The organism is Pseudomonas sp. MWU318 (assembly GCF_016756945.1).
GTDB lineage: Bacteria > Pseudomonadota > Gammaproteobacteria > Pseudomonadales > Pseudomonadaceae > Aquipseudomonas > Aquipseudomonas putida_A.
In genome coordinates this window covers 383,119-400,564 of the sequence record NZ_JAESJL010000003.1, presented here as the reverse complement: position 1 = coordinate 400,564, position 17,446 = coordinate 383,119, and the positions used below count along the sequence as shown (strand labels likewise).

General features: G+C 61.3%; 14 protein-coding genes. 9 read left to right on the top strand and 5 right to left on the bottom strand.

What is annotated here, in order from left to right; all coding sequences use genetic code 11:
• Positions 1-92: 92 nt before the first annotated feature.
• From JN524_RS09905 to aspA, 3 genes are all read right to left on the bottom strand, one after another.
• Positions 93-1,097 carry an asparaginase gene (locus JN524_RS09905; protein WP_202369226.1) on the bottom strand — a complete coding sequence of 335 codons (1,005 nt, stop codon included), beginning with the start codon at positions 1,095-1,097 and terminating at the stop codon, positions 93-95.
• A gap of 170 nt (positions 1,098-1,267) precedes the next feature.
• Positions 1,268-2,713: an alanine/glycine:cation symporter family protein gene (locus JN524_RS09900; RefSeq protein ID WP_027610363.1), complete on the bottom strand. Its 1,446-nt coding sequence runs from the start codon at positions 2,711-2,713 to the stop codon at positions 1,268-1,270.
• 606 nt (positions 2,714-3,319) lie between these two features.
• Entirely contained in the window at positions 3,320-4,744 is a 1,425-nt protein-coding gene (aspA, locus tag JN524_RS09895) for an aspartate ammonia-lyase (protein ID WP_003229645.1), read from the bottom strand.
• A 180-nt stretch (positions 4,745-4,924) separates the two neighbouring features.
• On the opposite strand from aspA, the gene JN524_RS09890 reads away from it, so the two are divergent.
• The 5 genes from JN524_RS09890 (at position 4,925) to JN524_RS09870 (ending at position 8,723) form a co-directional block, all read left to right on the top strand.
• The gene (locus tag JN524_RS09890; protein WP_202369225.1) at positions 4,925-5,833 is read left to right on the top strand and encodes a LysR substrate-binding domain-containing protein; all 909 of its coding nucleotides are present in this window, start codon (positions 4,925-4,927) and stop codon (positions 5,831-5,833) included.
• A gap of 309 nt (positions 5,834-6,142) precedes the next feature.
• Positions 6,143-6,634, top strand: coding sequence for a 5-(carboxyamino)imidazole ribonucleotide mutase (gene purE / locus JN524_RS09885; RefSeq protein ID WP_003229641.1), 492 nt, complete (start codon positions 6,143-6,145; stop codon positions 6,632-6,634).
• Between the two features lie 10 nt (positions 6,635-6,644).
• Positions 6,645-7,727, top strand: coding sequence for a 5-(carboxyamino)imidazole ribonucleotide synthase (locus JN524_RS09880; protein ID WP_047596872.1), 1,083 nt, complete (start codon positions 6,645-6,647; stop codon positions 7,725-7,727).
• Positions 7,728-7,838: 111 nt separating this feature from the next.
• Positions 7,839-8,084, top strand: coding sequence for a GlsB/YeaQ/YmgE family stress response membrane protein (locus JN524_RS09875; protein WP_003229635.1), 246 nt, complete (start codon positions 7,839-7,841; stop codon positions 8,082-8,084).
• Between the two features lie 102 nt (positions 8,085-8,186).
• Positions 8,187-8,723, top strand: coding sequence for a DUF3299 domain-containing protein (locus JN524_RS09870; RefSeq protein WP_027610367.1), 537 nt, complete (start codon positions 8,187-8,189; stop codon positions 8,721-8,723).
• Between the two features lie 151 nt (positions 8,724-8,874).
• Here the strand turns inward: JN524_RS09870 and JN524_RS09865 are convergent, their stop codons facing one another.
• Entirely contained in the window at positions 8,875-9,774 is a 900-nt protein-coding gene (locus JN524_RS09865; RefSeq protein WP_202369224.1) for a D-hexose-6-phosphate mutarotase, read from the bottom strand.
• A gap of 58 nt (positions 9,775-9,832) precedes the next feature.
• Positions 9,833-10,237, bottom strand: a complete 405-nt coding sequence (locus JN524_RS09860) for an acyl-CoA thioesterase (RefSeq protein WP_003229628.1) — start codon at positions 10,235-10,237, stop codon at positions 9,833-9,835.
• Positions 10,238-10,614: 377 nt separating this feature from the next.
• Between JN524_RS09860 and JN524_RS09855 the strand changes: the two genes are divergently transcribed.
• The 4 genes from JN524_RS09855 to pstA all read left to right on the top strand — a co-directional run bounded on the left by JN524_RS09855 (position 10,615) and on the right by pstA (position 17,294).
• Positions 10,615-11,913: an MFS transporter gene (locus JN524_RS09855; RefSeq protein WP_202369223.1), complete on the top strand. Its 1,299-nt coding sequence runs from the start codon at positions 10,615-10,617 to the stop codon at positions 11,911-11,913.
• Between the two features lie 231 nt (positions 11,914-12,144).
• On the top strand, positions 12,145-13,149 hold the full coding sequence (locus JN524_RS09850; RefSeq protein WP_086792482.1) for a phosphate ABC transporter substrate-binding protein PstS: 1,005 nt from the start codon (positions 12,145-12,147) through the stop codon (positions 13,147-13,149).
• Between the two features lie 425 nt (positions 13,150-13,574).
• Complete coding sequence (locus JN524_RS09845; protein WP_202369350.1) at positions 13,575-15,608, top strand: ABC transporter permease subunit; 2,034 nt, start codon at positions 13,575-13,577, stop codon at positions 15,606-15,608.
• Between the two features lie 15 nt (positions 15,609-15,623).
• The gene (pstA, locus tag JN524_RS09840) at positions 15,624-17,294 is read left to right on the top strand and encodes a phosphate ABC transporter permease PstA (protein WP_202369222.1); all 1,671 of its coding nucleotides are present in this window, start codon (positions 15,624-15,626) and stop codon (positions 17,292-17,294) included.
• The last annotated feature ends 152 nt before the right edge of the window (positions 17,295-17,446 follow it).

The window sequence follows — 17,446 nt, the reverse complement described above, 5'->3', positions numbered from 1 at the left end:
TAGCGGCCCCAAAACACTGCGACTGCTGCGCAGTCGAGCGGGAGCAAGCTCCCTCGCCACAGGGGCTCACTCCTGCAAGGGTTCGGGTGGTGTCAGATCAGTTCGCCACACAGGTCGAGTTCGATCAGGCGCCGCACTTCGGCCGATCCCAGACCCGCACCCAGCAATGCCTGCAATTTGCCGAATGCCGCTTCACGGGTCATGCCGCCACCGGACAGCACACCGACGCCACGCAAACGGCTGCCAGCTTCATACACATCCAGCTCGACACCACCTTCATGGCACTGCGTGACCGCGACCACCACCACACCGTTGTCCTGCGCGCGACCGAGGCTGGCGAGGAACTCGGGATTGTCGCTTGGCCCGGTGCCGCTGCCGTAGCACTCCAACACCAGACCTTTGATACCGCTGGCCAGCAGGCCATCAACCACCTCGGCGTCGATGCCGGGGAACAGTGGCAGCACAGCAACCTTGGCCAATTGTTTCGGCTGGTTGTAGTTCAGCGCGGCCGGAATCGACGGCGCTTTCATCCCGCCGCCCTGACGCTCCAGGCGCTTGAACGGATGACGGCCGAAGCTGCGCACTTTCGCGCAACGTGTCGGCGCCAGCAGCTCGCCGTGAAAGTACAGGTGCACGCCCGGCGCCAGACCCTGGCCCAAAGCAACCAGCGCGCCACCGAGGTTTTCCCAGGCATCGCTGTCGGTCACGCCGGCCGGCAGCATCGAGCCGGTGAAACACACCCGGGCATGCAGGCCGAGCAACTGGAAACTCATCGCCGCAGCGCTGTAGGCCAGGGTGTCGGTGCCATGCAGGATCAGTACGCTGTCGCAGCCTTGCACGTCCACCGCATCGATCACCGCTTCGCGCAGTTGCTGCCAGTAGGCCGGGGTCATGTTGGCGCTGTCGATCAGCGGCGACATTTCCCGGAAGCGCCACTGCGGCACCACCAGTTCGGGCTGGCTGTGCAGGTAGTCGCGCATGCGGGCTTCGAAACCGGACGCCGGGGCCAGACCGTTGGCACTGGCCTGCATGCCGATGGTGCCACCGGTGTAGAGCACCATGACGTTTTGGGCGGCGGGGAAGGTGTTGGCAATCATCTGAGGGTCTCCACAAGAGATGACATTGTAGGAGTGAGCCTGCTCGCGATAGCGGTTCATCATTCAACATTAATGTTGGCTGAAAGACAGCTATCGCGAGCAGGCTCACTCCTACAGGTATTGCATCACAATAACTGACGGGCGCAGGGGATGCGCCCGTCATTCACCTGTCAGCGTTGCGCTGCAGGCACGCCTTGCGGCTCGGCTGCGGTCTTGTCGGCAGCTGGCGCCTCGGTCGGCCAGGCTTTCAAATCCAGATCCAGATCGGCAAATTTGCTGGAGTCGAACACCGGCTGCTTGATGCCGGCGCGGCGCTGTTCGTCGTAGTCGCGCATCACGCGCATGCCGACCTTGAACAGCATGGCCAGGGCCATCAGGTTGACGAAGGCCAGGCAGGTCATGGTGATGTCGGCGAAGGCGAACACGGTCGACAGATCCTGCATCGAACCCCATACCACCAGCGCCAGCACCAGACCGCGGAACACCATCAGCAAGGCGCGGTTGCGGCTGAGGAACTGCAGGCTGTTTTCGCCCAGGTAGTAGTTGTAGAGGATGCAGGTGAAGACGAACAGCGACAGCGCAACGCTGACGAAGATGCGACCCCAGTCACCGACCACGGCGGCCAGCGAGTTCTGGGTCAGAACGATGCCGTCACCTTCGAAGCCCGGTGTGTAGAAGCCCGACAACAGGATCAGCAGCGCGGTGCAGGTGCAGATCACGAAGGTGTCGAGGAACACGCTGAAGGCCTGAACCACGCCCTGGGCGCCCGGGTGTTTCACCGAGGCCACGGCGGCGACGTTCGGCGCGCTGCCCAGGCCCGCTTCGTTGGCGAACACGCCACGCTTCACGCCCATGACGATGGCGCTGCCGAGCAGGCCACCGAAGGCCGGGTCGAGACCGAAGGCGCTCTTGAAGATGGTTTCCAGCATGGCTGGCACGTGTTCGATCTGGGTGCCGATCACGTACAGGGTCACGCCGATGTAGGCCAGGGTCTTGACCGGTACCAGCAGGTCGGACACTGCAGCGATGCGCTTGATGCCGCCGATGAAGGTGATGGCCAGCAGCACCGCCAGGACGATCCCGGTGTGGCTTGGGTCGAAGGCAAAGGCATTTTGCAGCGAGTGGGTCACGGTGTAGGACTGCAGGCCGATAAAGGCGAAGCCGTAGGTGACCAGCAGCAGGACCGAGAACACCACTGCCATGCCTTTCAACTTCAGGCCGTGCTGGATGTAGTAGGCCGGGCCGCCACGGTACAGACCGTCGCCATCGGCGCGCTTGTAGACCTGAGCCAGGGTGCATTCGAAGAAGCTGCTGGACATGCCGACCAGTGCGGTCACCCACATCCAGAACACCGCACCCGGACCACCGAGGGTCACGGCGATGCCGACACCGGCGATGTTGCCTGCACCGACGCGGCCGGCAAGGCTGAGCATCAGGGCCTGGAACGAGCTGAGTTGCCCGCCGCTGCTTTTCAGGCTGTCGCGGAATACCGCGAACATGTGGAAGAAGTGGCGCAATTGAACGAAACGCGAGCGAATCGTGAAGTAGCTACCGAGCCCGACAATGAGCACGATCAGTACTTTCCCTGAGAGGAAGTCGTTGATGACTTCGAGCATGGATTTTTCCTCGCTGTTTTTTGTTTAAGCAAATGCTGGATGTTCCGAAACATCGCGTTACACCGGTTTGCGCGCGGCACGACAGGTGAGGCGAAGGTTTCGTCCCGGATCCATTTCGCGGGTTTGTTATTAGTTCGGGTTTCGCATGGGTTATGGCCTCGTTACCGACGACCGCTCACGCGAAGAGGGGCGGCACTATACCGATCAGTGCGGCGCCCGTCTGCACGCTCGTGGTGCAAGCGACGAAACGAAGCTTTGAAACACCCGGCGTTACCGGCGCCGGGCTTGTGCGGGAACTGCATTTGTGTTGATGCAAAGCCTGTGGCGAGGGGATTCATCCCCGATCGGCTGCGAAGCAGTCGCAAATCATTGCACGCGGTGTACTTGTTACATCGCGAATGCAGGTTTTGGGGCCGCTTCGCGACCCATCGGGGATGAATCCCCTCACCACAAGGCTCACCTCTACATTGATCAGTCCCCAGACATACGGGTCTCAGGGTCAGAAAGTTAAAAAAAAGGGCTTGGGGACTGATCCCCAAGCCCTCAAAAGGTGAGAGGTGTCTAGTCCCTCGACCTGGTGAGCGGTGCTACAAATAACGCGTCGGCTCAGGCTTTGAGCGGAACCAGACGCGGGGCAATCATGTTTTCCGGGCGCAGGATGTCGGCGAGCATGGCTTCGTCGAGCAGACCTTCTTCGCGCACCAGTTCCAGCACGCCGCGGCCGCTTTCAAGGGCGATACGGGCAATGCGGGTGGCGTTTTTGTAGCCGATGTACGGGTTCAGCGCGGTGACCAGACCGATCGAGTGCTCGACCAGTTCGCGGCAGCGGGCTTCGTTGGCGGTGATGCCGACGATGCAGTGCTCGCGCAGCATGTCCATGGCGCGTTGCAGCAGACGGATCGAGTCGAGGATCTTGAACGCGATCAGCGGCTCCATCACGTTCAGCTGCAGTTGGCCGCCTTCGGCTGCCATGGTCAGCGCCAGATCGTTACCGATGACCTGGAAGGCCACTTGGTTAACGGCTTCCGGGATTACCGGGTTGACCTTGCCAGGCATGATCGAGCTGCCTGGCTGACGCGCCGGCAGGTTGATCTCGTTGATGCCGGTGCGTGGGCCGCTGGACAGCAGGCGCAGGTCGTTGCAGATCTTCGACAGCTTGACCGCGGTGCGCTTGAGCATGCCGGAGAACAGCACGAAGGCGCCCATGTCGGAAGTGGCTTCGATCAGGTCGGCCGCTGGCACCAGCGGTTGACCGCTGATCAGCGCCAGACGCTGAACGGCCAGCGCTTGATAACGCGGGTCGGCGTTGATGCCGGTACCGATTGCGGTGCCGCCCAGGTTCACTTCAGTCAGCAGTTCCGGGGCCAGCGTCTTCAGACGGGCCAGGTCTTCGCCCATGGTGGTGGCGAAGGCACGGAACTCTTGACCCAAAGTCATCGGCACGGCGTCTTGCAGCTGGGTACGGCCCATCTTCAGGACGTGGTTGAATTCTTCACCCTTGGCCGCGAAGGCCTGAATCAGGCTGTCGAGGCTGGCCAGCAGCGCGTCGTGACCCAGCAGCAGACCCAGACGGATCGCGGTCGGGTAGGCGTCGTTGGTCGACTGCGCCATGTTGACGTCGTCGTTCGGGTGCAGGTACTGGTACTCGCCCTTCTGGTGACCCATTGCTTCGAGCGCAATGTTGGCGATCACTTCGTTGGCGTTCATGTTGGTGGAAGTACCGGCGCCACCTTGAATCATGTCGACCACGAACTCTTCGTGGAAATCACCGCGGATCAATCGGGCACAGGCTTCGCTGATGGCAGCGTGCTTGGCTTCGCTCAGATGACCCAACTCACGGTTGGCGTCAGCGGCGGCCTGTTTGACCATCGCCAGACCGACAACCAGTTTCGGGTAATGCGAAATCGGAACGCCGGAGAGACGGAAGTTGTTCACCGCTCGCAGGGTCTGGATGCCGTAATACGCTTGAGCCGGTACTTCGAGGGCGCCAAGCAGGTCGTTTTCTGTGCGGAAAGATGCAGCGGAGGACATGATAGAAATCATCTCGATATGGACCCGGTCTGTGCCGGAACGCTGCGAATGCTAGGCTTGTGGGATTTTTTGGGCCAATGCTGTTAAACACTGCCCTATGCACATTCGGCATAATGCCCGTGTGACGCCGTGTGCGCGGCAGACGTGTGACCTGTTTTGGTGCGTGTCCGGGAGGACGTGATGAATCTGGAAAGCAAATGGCTCGAGGACTTCAGTGCCCTGGCCGCCACTCGCAGCTTCTCGCAGGCGGCCGAACGGCGCTTTGTGACCCAACCGGCATTCAGTCGGCGGATCCGCAGCCTCGAAGCCGCATTGGGCCTGACGCTGGTCAACCGCTCGCGCACGCCGATCGAGCTGACGGCGGCGGGACAATTGTTCCTGGTGACCGCGCGCACCGTGGTCGAACAGCTCGGCGAAGTGCTGCGTCATCTGCATCACCTGGAAGGCGGGCAGGGCGAGGTGATCCAAGTCGCGGCGGCGCACTCGCTGGCGCTGGGTTTCTTTCCACGCTGGATCGCACAACTGCGCAACGAAGGGCTGAACATCGCGACGCGATTGGTGGCGACCAACGTCGGCGACGCGGTGCACGCGCTGCGCGAGGGTGGCTGCGACCTGATGCTGGCGTTCTACGACCCGGACGCGGCGATGCAGATGGACCCGGAAATCTTCCCGTCGCTGCACCTGGGTCAGACCGAAATGCTCCCGGTGTGCGCGGCAGATGCCGAGGGCAAACCGCTGTTCGATCTGGAAGGCGAGGCCAGTGTGCCGCTGCTGGCGTACAGCGCCGGGGCTTTTCTCGGGCGTTCGGTGAACGGTCTGTTGCGTCAGCGTCAACTGCGCTTTACCACGATCTACGAAACCGCCATGGCTGACAGCCTCAAGAGCATGGCGCTGGAAGGGCTCGGCATCGCCTGGGTGCCGCAGTTGAGTGTGCGCGCCGAACTTGGCCGTGGCGAACTGGTGGTCTGTGGCGGCCCGCAATGGCATGTGCCGCTGGAGATTCGCCTGTACCGCTGCGCACTGGTGCGCAAGGCCAACGTGCGGTTGCTGTGGCGCAAGCTTGAAGGCGGCGCTGCACAAGCTTCTTGAGTGGTGGGGGCTGTGGGAAAAGATCGCAGCCTCCGGCAGCTCCTACAGGTTGGAATGCGTTGCACTGTAGGAGCTGCCGAAGGTTGCGATCTTTTGATCTTTTCTGCTGACCTTCAAGTCAATAAAACCGGGCATTTCGCTGATTTGACAGATGGTCGTTTCGGGGGCTGTTTATTGCTTTCTTTGCGGTATACTGCGCGGCCTTCGGCCGGTACGTCCGGCCATTTTTCGTACAATCAAGCCACGCAATCCTGCGTGGCTTGTTGTTTTTGACGCGCCTGCGGGCGCCCAGAGAGAAGAGGCGCGACGATGAGTGCACTGGTTGGCGTGATCATGGGCTCCAAGTCCGATTGGTCCACCCTTAGCCACACCGCCGATATGCTGGAAAAGCTCGGCATCCCGTACGAGGTCAAGGTGGTCTCTGCCCACCGCACCCCGGATCTGCTGTTCCAGTACGCCGAAGAGGCTGAGGGCCGCGGCATCGAGGTGATCATCGCCGGTGCCGGTGGCGCAGCCCACCTGCCAGGCATGTGTGCGGCCAAGACCCACCTGCCGGTGCTGGGCGTTCCGGTGCAGTCGTCGATGCTCTCGGGCGTCGATTCGCTGCTGTCGATCGTGCAGATGCCGGCAGGCATTCCGGTTGCCACCCTGGCCATCGGCAAGGCCGGCGCGATCAACGCCGCGCTGCTCTCGGCGAGCATCCTTGGTGCCAAGCATCCACAGTTCCATGCGGTACTGAAAACCTTCCGTGCCGAGCAGACAGACAGCGTCCTGGACAATCCAGACCCACGTATTGCCTGAGGTTGTTGAGATGAAGATCGGTGTAATCGGTGGCGGCCAGTTGGGCCGCATGTTGGCGCTGGCGGGCACTCCGCTGGGCATGAACTTCGCTTTCCTCGACCCTGCGCCGGACGCTTGCGCGGCTGCGCTGGGCGAACACCTGCGGGCCGATTACGGCGATCAGGATCACCTGCGCCAACTGGCCGACGAAGTCGATCTGGTGACCTTCGAGTTCGAAAGCGTCCCGGCGGAAACCGTGGCGTTTCTCTCGCAATTCGTGCCGGTCTATCCGAGCGCCGAAGCCCTGCGCATCGCTCGCGACCGCTGGTTCGAGAAGAGCATGTTCAAGGACCTGGGCATCCCGACCCCGGCCTTCGCCGACATTCAATCGCAAGCCGACCTGGATGCCGCCGTGGCTTCGATCGGTCTGCCGGCCGTGCTGAAAACCCGCACCCTGGGTTACGACGGCAAGGGCCAGAAAGTCCTGCGCAAGCCGGAAGACGTGGTCGGTACATTCGCCGAGCTGGGAAGCGTGGCCTGCCTGCTGGAAGGCTTCGTACCGTTCACCGGCGAAGTTTCGCTGATTGCCGTGCGTGCCCGTGATGGTGAAACGAAGTTCTATCCGCTGGTACACAACACCCACGACAGCGGTATCCTCAAGCTGTCGGTGGCCAGCACCGATCACCCGCTGCAGGCGTTGGCCGAAGACTACTCCAGCCGTGTGCTCAAGCAGCTGGATTACGTCGGCGTGATGGCGTTCGAGTTCTTTGAAGTCGACGGTGGCCTCAAGGCCAACGAGATCGCCCCGCGTGTGCACAACTCCGGACACTGGACCACCGAAGGCGCCGAGTGCAGCCAGTTCGAAAACCACCTGCGCGCCGTTGCCGGCCTGCCGCTGGGTTCGACCGCCAAGGTGGGCGAGAGCGCCATGCTCAACTTCATTGGTGTGGTTCCGCCGGTAGAGAAAGTCATCGCCATCGAAGATTGCCATCTGCACCACTACGGCAAAGCCTTCAAGGCCGGGCGCAAGGTCGGTCATGCCAACCTGCGCTGCGCCGACATGGCCACGCTGCAGGCGCAGATCGTCAAGGTCGAAGCGCTTATCGCCGAGTAACCACAGTTTCATCTGGCAGCGGCGGAACCTTCGGGAGCCGCCGTTCTCTCATGGCAGGATGCCAAAGTCTGACTAGGCTTTGGCATATCTACCAAATCAGAGGGAAATGCCATGGGAATTATCGGAACCATCTTTATCGGCTTGATCGTCGGCCTGCTGGCACGCTTCCTCAAACCGGGCGATGACAGCATGGGCTGGATCATGACCATCCTGCTCGGTATCGGCGGTTCGCTGGCGGCCACTTACGGCGGCCAGGCCCTGGGTATCTATCAGGCAGGTCAGGGCGCAGGCTTTATCGGTGCACTGGTCGGCGCGATCGTGCTGCTGGTGATCTACGGCCTGATCAAAAAGAACTGATCCAAGCGACCAAGTCCTCTCTGCCAGCGTGGCAGGGAGGGCTAGAATGCTCGGCGATTCAACGTCCTTCCTTTATCCGAGCATCTTTTACCGAGCACCTCCATGCGCCGTCTTCTGTTGACTCTTCTTTTGCTGGGCAGCGGTCTGGCCCACGCCGGCGAACTGCCGGAAACCGACTGGCTGGAACTGATGCCCAAGTCGGACCAGAAAGCCCTCGAGGCCATGCCCGAAATCGACCATAACTCCCCGGAAGCCACCGGCACCTTCACCGAGAAGGGCGGGATGAAACAGGCTAAAGGCCTGCCGGCGGTGATGTATTCGACCAAGACCGTGGCGTCGATGAACGACAAGCACATCCGCATCGGCGGCTATCCGGTGCCGCTGGAATCCGACGCCAAGGGCCGCAGCACGCTGTTCTTCCTCGTGCCGTACCCTGGCGCCTGCATCCACGTGCCACCGCCACCACCGAATCAACTGGTGCTGGTGCGTTATCCCAAAGGTTTGAAGCTGGACGATATCTACACGCCGCTGTGGGTAACCGGCACGCTGAAGATCGAGAAAGTCAGCAATGACCTTGCCGATGCGGCGTATGCGCTGGAAGCGGACAAGGTGCGGGTGGTGCAGGAGTCTGATCTCTAACATCTGAACAATTGTAGCGAGGGGATTAATCCCCGATGGGTTGCGAAGCGACCCCCGCTTTGAATCAGGGGCAGGGGCCTGCTCCGCAGGCCATCGGGGATAAATCCCCTCACCACAAAGGCTTTCATTCACATTGAGATTGCGGTGTTGGCTAGAGCGGTTTACTGCCGATGCTGACACCCATCGTATGGCTCGCACCCGAGACCAGATTCACCACATCATCCATCACATTCGCCGTCTCGATGCACAGCATGCGCTGCCAGCCATCGTTGTCCATGTCGGTCAGCGCTGCCGCGCGGTCGATCCACGGGTTCCAGATCACTGCCGTGCGTGAGCCGCTGGCGGTCAGTACGATGTGCCGTTCCCAGGTCGGGTCGACAATGCTCAGTTGCGGCGGCGCGTCGAGGTAGATGCGGTCGGTTTCGCCAGCGAAATGCAGGTCACCTTGCTGGCTGTGGGTTTTCCACTCATCCAGCGTCTCGATGTAATCCAGACCGGCCACACCCTCGACGTGCACGTTGCGCACATCGCTGACCGCGAAATAAGTGTGCAGCGCCTGGCTGATGCTGACGGTTTCGACACCTCGGTTGTGGCTGGTCAGGCTGATGTGCAACTGATCATTCAGATGCAGGGTCAGGGTCAGATCGACCTGATGCGGCCAGCCCGGCAGGCCACCTTCGGGGTAGGGCAGCCTGAATTCAACCTTGACGCCGTCAGCCTCTGATTCGATGCCGCCCAGCTCCCAATCCATCGCCCGCACCAGACCGTGCGCGGGTGCCGGTTGCTCACCGGTGTACATGGCCTGCACGCTCTGCGGGTTGCGTTCGAACTTGCCGAACCACGGCCAGCACACCGGTACACCGGCACGGATGCTCTTGCCGGTCTTGAACACGGCCTTGTCGTTGAGCCAGATGATCGGCGGCTGGCCGTCGATCTGGTAACTGAGGATGTGCGCGCCTTGCTGGGCCACCAGCACTTCGGCCTGACCGTGGCGGATGCGCCAGCAGTTCAGTTCATCCAGTTTCACGGCTTCAACGTTGGGCGTGTTCATGGGGCAACTCTCGATCAGACACTTGGGACGACTATCGACCGCAAAACCGCGGCGATGTTTAACGCGCGCGCGGTGGCACTGAGCGGGTGCGACCGCTGCCGTCGATGGCGACGAAGACGAATACCGCCTCGGTCACTTTACGCCACTCGCTGGACAGCGGATCGTCGCTCCACACTTCGACCATCATCTGGATGGAGCTGCGGCCGATTTCCAGGGTCTGGGTATAGAAGGACAATTGCGCGCCCACCGCGACCGGCACCAGAAAGGCCATGCGGTCGATGGCGACAGTGGCTACGCGACCACCGGCCACGCGGCTGGCCATCGCGGTACCCGCCAGATCCATCTGGGCCACCAGCCAGCCGCCGAAAATATCGCCAAAGCCGTTGGTTTCGCGGGGGAGTGCGGTAATTTGCAGGGCCAGGTCGCCTTGCGGGATCGGATCTTCTTGTTCGAGCTCTATCATGCCGGGGGTGCCTCTGACCCGTGACTCTTCGTTGGTATTGCTGGTGGTAGCCGTCTTCAGGAAAAACGATTCAGCACCGAACATACTGCGTTCGTCACGTTTTCCATAGGCGTCTAAAGGGGAAACTCTGCGAAACCGGCTGATCCCGTTCAAAGGCCGGGCCAACGACGTTTTCGCACAGCAACCCCCTACAAACCGGAGCAAGGTTGCGAGTATATCGGTCGGTAGACTCCGCGACGACCATCGGGTTCTGATTTTGACCGGCAAATACGCGCCTCTATGTGCTTTTTCGAACAATTTGCTATGGTGCCGAACCTGCCCAAGCCACAGCCAGCGTTGTTGTGGCGGTAGATCCGCCTATAAGAGAAGCCCTTGCCATGACCACAGCGCCTTCGAGCCTCGCGCAGCCCGAGCAACCTGCACGCCCCCTGACCCGCAATGACTACAAGACTCTGTCGCTATCGGCCTTGGGCGGTGCGCTGGAGTTTTACGATTTCATCATCTTCGTGTTCTTCGCCACCGTGGTCGGCAAGCTGTTCTTCCCGGCCGACATGCCCGAGTGGCTGCGCCTGATGCAGACCTTCGGCATTTTCGCCGCCGGTTACCTTGCGCGGCCGCTGGGCGGCATCGTCATGGCTCACTTCGGCGACCTGCTGGGGCGCAAGAAGATGTTCACCCTGAGCATTTTCATGATGGCCGTGCCGACCCTGATCATGGGCCTGCTGCCGACCTACGCGCAGATCGGTATGTGGGCGCCGATCCTGCTGTTACTGATGCGAGTGATTCAGGGCGCGGCGATTGGCGGGGAAGTGCCGGGGGCGTGGGTCTTCGTTTCCGAACACGTGCCGCAAAAGCACATCGGCTACGCCTGCGGCACCCTGACCAGCGGCCTGACCGCCGGCATCCTGCTCGGCTCATTGGTCGCCACGGCGATCAACAGCATTTATACCCCGGGGGAAGTAGCCGATTACGCCTGGCGGATCCCGTTCCTGCTCGGCGGCGTGTTCGGCCTGTTCTCGGTGTACCTGCGCCGCTGGCTGCACGAAACCCCGGTGTTCGCCGAGCTGCAACTGCGAAAGGCGCTGGCCGAAGAAGTGCCGCTGCGCGCGGTACTGCGTGACCATCGCGGGGCGATTGCGGTCTCGATGCTGCTGACCTGGCTGCTGTCCGCCGGGATTGTCGTGGTGATCCTGATGACCCCGACCGTGCTGCAGACGGTCTATCACTTCTCAGCGACAGTGGCGCTGCAATCCAACAGCCTGGCGATCGTGTTCCTCAGCGTCGGTTGCATCATCTCTGGTGCCCTGGCCGACCGTTTCGGCGCCGGCCGGGTGTTTGTTTTCGGTTCCCTGGGCTTGCTGATCAGCTCCTGGACCTTCTATCACAGCCTCGCCGATCACCCGAACTGGCTGTTCCCGCTGTACGCATTGACCGGCTTGCTGGTCGGCACCATCGGTGCGGTGCCATACGTGATGGTCAAGGCGTTCCCGCCGGTGGTGCGCTTCAGCGGATTGTCGTTCTCGTACAACGTGGCGTACGCGATCTTCGGTGGCCTGACGCCGATGGTGGTTAGCCTGCTGCTTAAAGAGAGTGCGATGGGCCCGGCTTACTATGTGGCGGTGCTGTGCACGATGGGGATTCTGGTGGGGGCGTGGCTCTGGAAAAAGGGGCGCTGAGCCGGAATTTCCTCCAGCAGTACCGGCTCCTTCGCGAGCAGGCTCGCCCCACATTGGAATGCATTTCAACTGTGGAAGCGAGCCTGCTCACGAATGGGGCGACTCGAATCATCCAGTAAAAACTCCGATGCTGGCCTTTCATCCAATTGTCATATTTCAGCCATAGAGTGTTCACACGGCCTGCTGATACTTGGCCCCGACTTAACACACCCTATCTGCTAGGAGTAAGGCATGAAACTGAAGCGTTTGATGGCGGCAATGACTTTTGTCGCTGCTGGCGTTGCGACTGCCCACGCGGTAGCCGCTGGCGTTGACCCGGCAATTCCGGCTTACACCAAGGTCACCGGTGTATCGGGCAACTTGTCCAGCGTTGGTTCCGACACTCTGGCCAACCTCATGACCCTGTGGGCTGAGAACTACAAGAAAGAATACCCGAACGTAAACATCCAGATTCAAGCCGCTGGTTCCGCCACCGCGCCACCTGCGCTGACTGAAGGCACCTCCAACCTGGGCCCGATGAGCCGCAAGATGAAGGACACCGAGCTGGCGGCCTTCGAGCAGAAGTACGGTTACAAGCCAACCGCTATCCCGGTGGCCGTGGACGCCCTGGCGGTGTTCGTGCACAAGGACAACCCGATCCAGCACCTGACCATGGAACAGGTTGACGCGATCTTCTCGTCCACCCGTCTGTGCGGCGCCAAAGCCGACGTGAAAACCTGGGGCGACCTGGGCGTGACCGGCGACCTGGCCAACAAACCGGTTCAGCTGTTCGGTCGTAACTCGGTATCCGGCACCTACGGCTACTTCAAGGAAGAAGCCCTGTGCAAAGGCGACTACAAGCCTAACGTCAACGAGCAACCAGGTTCGGCGTCGGTCGTGCAGTCGATCAGCTCCTCGCTGAACGGCATCGGTTACTCGGGCATCGGCTACAAGACAGCCAGCGTGAAGACCGTTGCTCTGTCGAAGAAAGGCAGCACTGACTTCATCGAAGACACCGAAGAAAACGCCCTGAACGGCAAGTACCCGCTGTCGCGCTTCCTCTACGTTTACGTGAACAAGGCCCCGAACAAGCCTCTGGCCCCGCTGGAAGCCGAGTTCGTGAAACTGGTTCTGTCGAAACAGGGTCAGGAAGTGGTAGTGAAAGACGGCTACATCCCGCTGCCAGCCAAGGTTGCTGCAAAAGCACTGGCTGACCTGGGTCTGCAGGAAGGCGGCGCTGAAGTCGCAAAAAAGTAACAAACTGAGTCCGGGGTGAACCCCACTGGACTCAGGTAAAAGGCCGGATCTGCCCGCAGACCGGCCTTTTACACACCTCAAATTTTCGATCCTCTGCCAGTCCCGCTGGCGGTGGATTTGGTGCGTCACTGCATTGTCATCTTTCTGTCATACAGGATCGCTAGGGTGAGCGCATGAATGATCTGGCCAATTCCCCAATGACTACGACTTCCCCTCCCAAGCGCATTGATTTCAATACGCCTGAGCTGCAACGCAAGCGCCGCATTCGCGCGCTCAAGGATCGCTTCACCCGTTGGTACGTCCTCGTCGGCGGCCTCGCCGTGCTGGCAGCCATCACCCTGATCTTCTTCTTCCTCGCCTACGTCGTTGCACCGTTGTTCCACGGCGCCAGCCTGACCGCGAAGGATGCCATTACCCCGGCCTGGATGCAGGACGCCGGCAAGCCGCTGATGATTTCGCTCGAAGAGCAGAATCAGGTGGCGATGCGCGTTTCCGACAAGGGCCAGGCGCTGTTCTTCGACATCGACAGTGGCGCTGAATTGAAGCGCGTCGATCTGCCGGTGCCTGCCGGCGCCAGCGTAACTTCCATTGGCGAAGATCAGCCAGGTCATCCGCTGGTGGCGGTGGGCCTGTCCAACGGCCAGGCGCTGGTGTTCCGTCACACCTATAAAGTCAGCTACCCCGATGGCAAGAAAACCATCACCCCGGCCATTGAATACCCGTACGGCGAAGCCCCGATCGCAGTGAACGAGAGCGGCGGTGCGCTGGAGCACGTCAGCCTCAACGCCACCGATTCGACGCTGATGCTGGTCGGCTCGACCGGTTCGCAACTCAATGTGCTGGCGCTGACCAGCGAAGAAAACATGATGACCGGTGAAGTCACCAACGAGCAGAAGCGTATCGAGCTGCCGCAGATGACTGAGCCTGTGAAAAACATCTTCGTCGACCCGCGCCAGCAATGGCTGTATGTGGTCAACGGGCGCGCCCAGGCCGACGTGTTCAGCCTGCGCGACAAGAGCCTCAACGGTCGCTACAAACTGCTGGAAAACGCTGACGCCGAAGTCACCGCGAGCACGCAACTGGTGGGCGGCATCTCGCTGATCATCGGTGATTCCAAGGGTGGCCTGGCCCAGTGGTTCATGGCTCGCGACACCGATGGTGAACTGCGCCTGAAGCAGATCCGTACCTTCCAGATGGGCACCACGCCGATCGTTGAAATCACCGCCGAAGAGCGTCGTAAGGGCTTCGTTGCCCTCGATGCCAGCGGCAAGCTCGGCGTGTTCCACAGCACCGCGCACCGCACCCTGCTGGTCGAGCCGGTAGCCGAAGGCCAGGGCCTGTTCGGTCTGTCGCCGCGCGCCAACCGGGTGATCGTCGAGGCCGGCGGCAAGCTGCAACCGCTGCTGCTCGACAACCCGCACCCGGAAGTGTCGTGGAGCGCGTTGTGGAGCAAGGTCTGGTACGAGAACTACGACGAACCTAAATACGTCTGGCAATCGACCGCCGCCAACACCGATTTCGAACCGAAACTGAGCCTCTCGCCACTGACCTTCGGCACCCTGAAGGCGGCGTTCTACGCCATGCTGCTGGCTGCGCCGCTGGCGGTTGCCGCCGCGATCTACACCGCGTACTTCATGGCCCCGGGTATGCGCCGCAAGGTCAAACCGGTGATCGAGCTGATGGAAGCGATGCCGACGGTGATCCTCGGGTTCTTCGCCGGTCTGTTCCTCGCCCCGTATGTGGAAGGGCATCTGCCGGGCATCTTCAGCCTGCTGATGCTGCTGCCGATCGGCATTCTGGTCGCCGGCTTCACCTTCAGTCGTCTGCCTGAGTCGATCCGCCTGAAAGTCCCGGATGGCTGGGAAAGTGCGCTGCTGATTCCGGTGATCCTGTTTGTCGGTTGGCTGTCGCTGTACATGAGTCCGTACATGGAAAACTGGTTCTTCGGCGGTGACATGCGCATGTGGATCTCCCACGACCTGGGCATCACCTACGACCAGCGCAACGCTCTGGTAGTCGGTCTGGCGATGGGTTTTGCGGTGATCCCGAACATCTACTCGATTGCCGAAGATGCCGTGTTCAGTGTGCCGCGTGGCCTGACCCTCGGTTCCCTGGCGCTCGGTGCCACGCCGTGGCAGACCATGACCCGCGTGGTGATCCTCACCGCCAGCCCGGGCATCTTCTCCGCACTGATGATCGGCATGGGCCGTGCGGTCGGCGAAACCATGATCGTGCTGATGGCCACGGGTAACACCCCGGTCATGGAAATGAACCTGTTCGAAGGCCTGCGCACCCTGGCCGCCAACGTCGCGGTGGAAATGCCCGAGTCGGAAGTCGGCGGCAGCCACTACCGCGTGCTGTTCCTCTCGGCGCTGGTGCTGCTGTTGTTCACCTTCGTCATGAACACCCTGGCAGAACTGATTCGTCAGCGTCTGCGCAAGAAATACTCGTCGCTTTAAGAAAGGTAGAAGTCTGTGAAACAGAACTCCCTGAATGGATGGTTCAAGAGCGGCGCCCCGGGCGTCTGGATCAGCGGTGGCGCGGTGTCCATCGCGGTCATCATGACCATTGGCCTGCTGGCGGTGATTGCCGTGCGCGGTCTGGGTCACTTCTGGCCGGCGGACCTGATCCACGCCAGCTACGACGTACCGGGCCAGGCCAATCATCTGGTTATCGGCGAAGTGGTACAGAAAGAAGAAGTGCCGCGCGCACGCCTGAAGAGCGCCGGCCTGCCGGTGCCTGATCAGGGCCCGGAATTCATGACCCGCGAGCTGATCAAGGTCGGCAACCGTGACCTGAACGGCAACGACTTCACCTGGGTGGTCGGCGAGTGGCTGACCAAGCAGACCACGCCGCCGGAACTGATGGCGATCGAGCGTCGCGAGTGGGGCAACTTCTACGGCTACCTGGTCAACGTCAAACAGGAAGGCAAGGTGATCGCCGAAGGCGAAGCGGCCTGGCCTGAGCTGCAAGCGCGGATCAACCGTGTGAACGGCCTTGCTGCACAACTCAAATCCCTGGAAAAGACCGACATCGGTGCGATCAACGCAGGGCTCGAGCGCATCCGTCTGCACGGGCGCAAACTGGAACTCGACGGCAAGCTCGACGCCACCGCGCAAGCGGACATGGACGCCGAGCGTGCCGAGCTGAACGCGCGTTATCAGGACATCGAAGCGCGTCTGAGCGATCTGCATGCGCAGTTCAACCGCGACGCATTGACTGCTCGCGATGCCAACGGCAAAGAGATCGAAATCAGCCTGGGCAAAGTGGTTCACGCCTATCAGCCGAATGCCATGGGCACGATGACCAAGATCGGTTTCTACTTTAGCAAGGTCTGGGAATTCCTTTCCGACGACCCGCGTGAAGCGAACACCGAAGGCGGGATCTTCCCGGCGATTTTCGGCACGGTGATGATGACTTTGATCATGGCGATGATCGTCACCCCGTTCGGCGTGCTGGCGGCGGTATATCTGCGTGAATACGCCAAGCAGAACGCCCTGACCCGGATCATCCGCATCGCCGTGAACAACCTCGCCGGCGTTCCGGCGATCGTCTACGGCGTGTTCGGTCTGGGCTTCTTCGTCTACGTGCTGGGTGGTTCGGTCGACCGTCTGTTCTTCCCCGAAGCACTGCCGGCGCCGACGTTCGGTACCCCGGGTCTGCTCTGGGCCTCTTTGACCCTGGCGCTGCTGGCGGTGCCGGTGGTGATCGTGGCGACCGAGGAAGGTCTGGCGCGTATCCCGCGCACCGTCCGTGAAGGCTCGCTGGCACTGGGCGCGACCAAGGCGGAAACGCTGTGGAAGATCGTCCTGCCAATGGCCAGCCCGGCAATGATGACCGGCATGATCCTCGCCGTGGCCCGCGCCGCCGGTGAAGTGGCGCCGCTGATGCTGGTGGGTGTGGTGAAACTGGCGCCGTCGCTGCCGGTGGACGGCAACTACCCGTACCTGCACTTGGACCAGAAGATCATGCACCTGGGCTTCCACATCTATGACGTCGGCTTCCAGAGCCCGAACGTCGAAGCGGCACGACCACTGGTGTACGCCACGGCGCTGCTGCTGGTGCTGGTGATCGCCACGTTGAACCTGTCGGCGGTGTGGATTCGTAACCACCTGCGCGAAAAATACAAAGCTTTGGACAGTTAACACAGACCCTGTGGGAGCTGGCTTGCCAGCGATGCAGGCGACTCGGTCTGCCAGTAACACCGCGGTGATGCCATCGCTGGCAAGCCAGCTCCCACAGGAGTCGCGACAGATACAGAATTTGAGTAACCCGCTGGCGTTGTCCGGCGGTTCAA

Coding starts and splice junctions, on each gene's coding strand:
- JN524_RS09855 (WP_202369223.1), top strand. CDS start 10,615: ATGACCACAGCGCCTTCGAGCCTCGCGCAGCCCGAGCAACCTGCACGC.
- JN524_RS09870 (WP_027610367.1), top strand. CDS start 8,187: ATGCGCCGTCTTCTGTTGACTCTTCTTTTGCTGGGCAGCGGTCTGGCC.
- JN524_RS09890 (WP_202369225.1), top strand. CDS start 4,925: ATGAATCTGGAAAGCAAATGGCTCGAGGACTTCAGTGCCCTGGCCGCC.
- JN524_RS09875 (WP_003229635.1), top strand. CDS start 7,839: ATGGGAATTATCGGAACCATCTTTATCGGCTTGATCGTCGGCCTGCTG.
- JN524_RS09865 (WP_202369224.1), bottom strand. CDS start 9,774: ATGAACACGCCCAACGTTGAAGCCGTGAAACTGGATGAACTGAACTGC.
- JN524_RS09900 (WP_027610363.1), bottom strand. CDS start 2,713: ATGCTCGAAGTCATCAACGACTTCCTCTCAGGGAAAGTACTGATCGTG.
- JN524_RS09850 (WP_086792482.1), top strand. CDS start 12,145: ATGAAACTGAAGCGTTTGATGGCGGCAATGACTTTTGTCGCTGCTGGC.
- purE (WP_003229641.1), top strand. CDS start 6,143: ATGAGTGCACTGGTTGGCGTGATCATGGGCTCCAAGTCCGATTGGTCC.
- JN524_RS09845 (WP_202369350.1), top strand. CDS start 13,575: ATGCAGGACGCCGGCAAGCCGCTGATGATTTCGCTCGAAGAGCAGAAT.
- JN524_RS09905 (WP_202369226.1), bottom strand. CDS start 1,097: ATGATTGCCAACACCTTCCCCGCCGCCCAAAACGTCATGGTGCTCTAC.
- JN524_RS09860 (WP_003229628.1), bottom strand. CDS start 10,237: ATGATAGAGCTCGAACAAGAAGATCCGATCCCGCAAGGCGACCTGGCC.
- JN524_RS09880 (WP_047596872.1), top strand. CDS start 6,645: ATGAAGATCGGTGTAATCGGTGGCGGCCAGTTGGGCCGCATGTTGGCG.
- aspA (WP_003229645.1), bottom strand. CDS start 4,744: ATGTCCTCCGCTGCATCTTTCCGCACAGAAAACGACCTGCTTGGCGCC.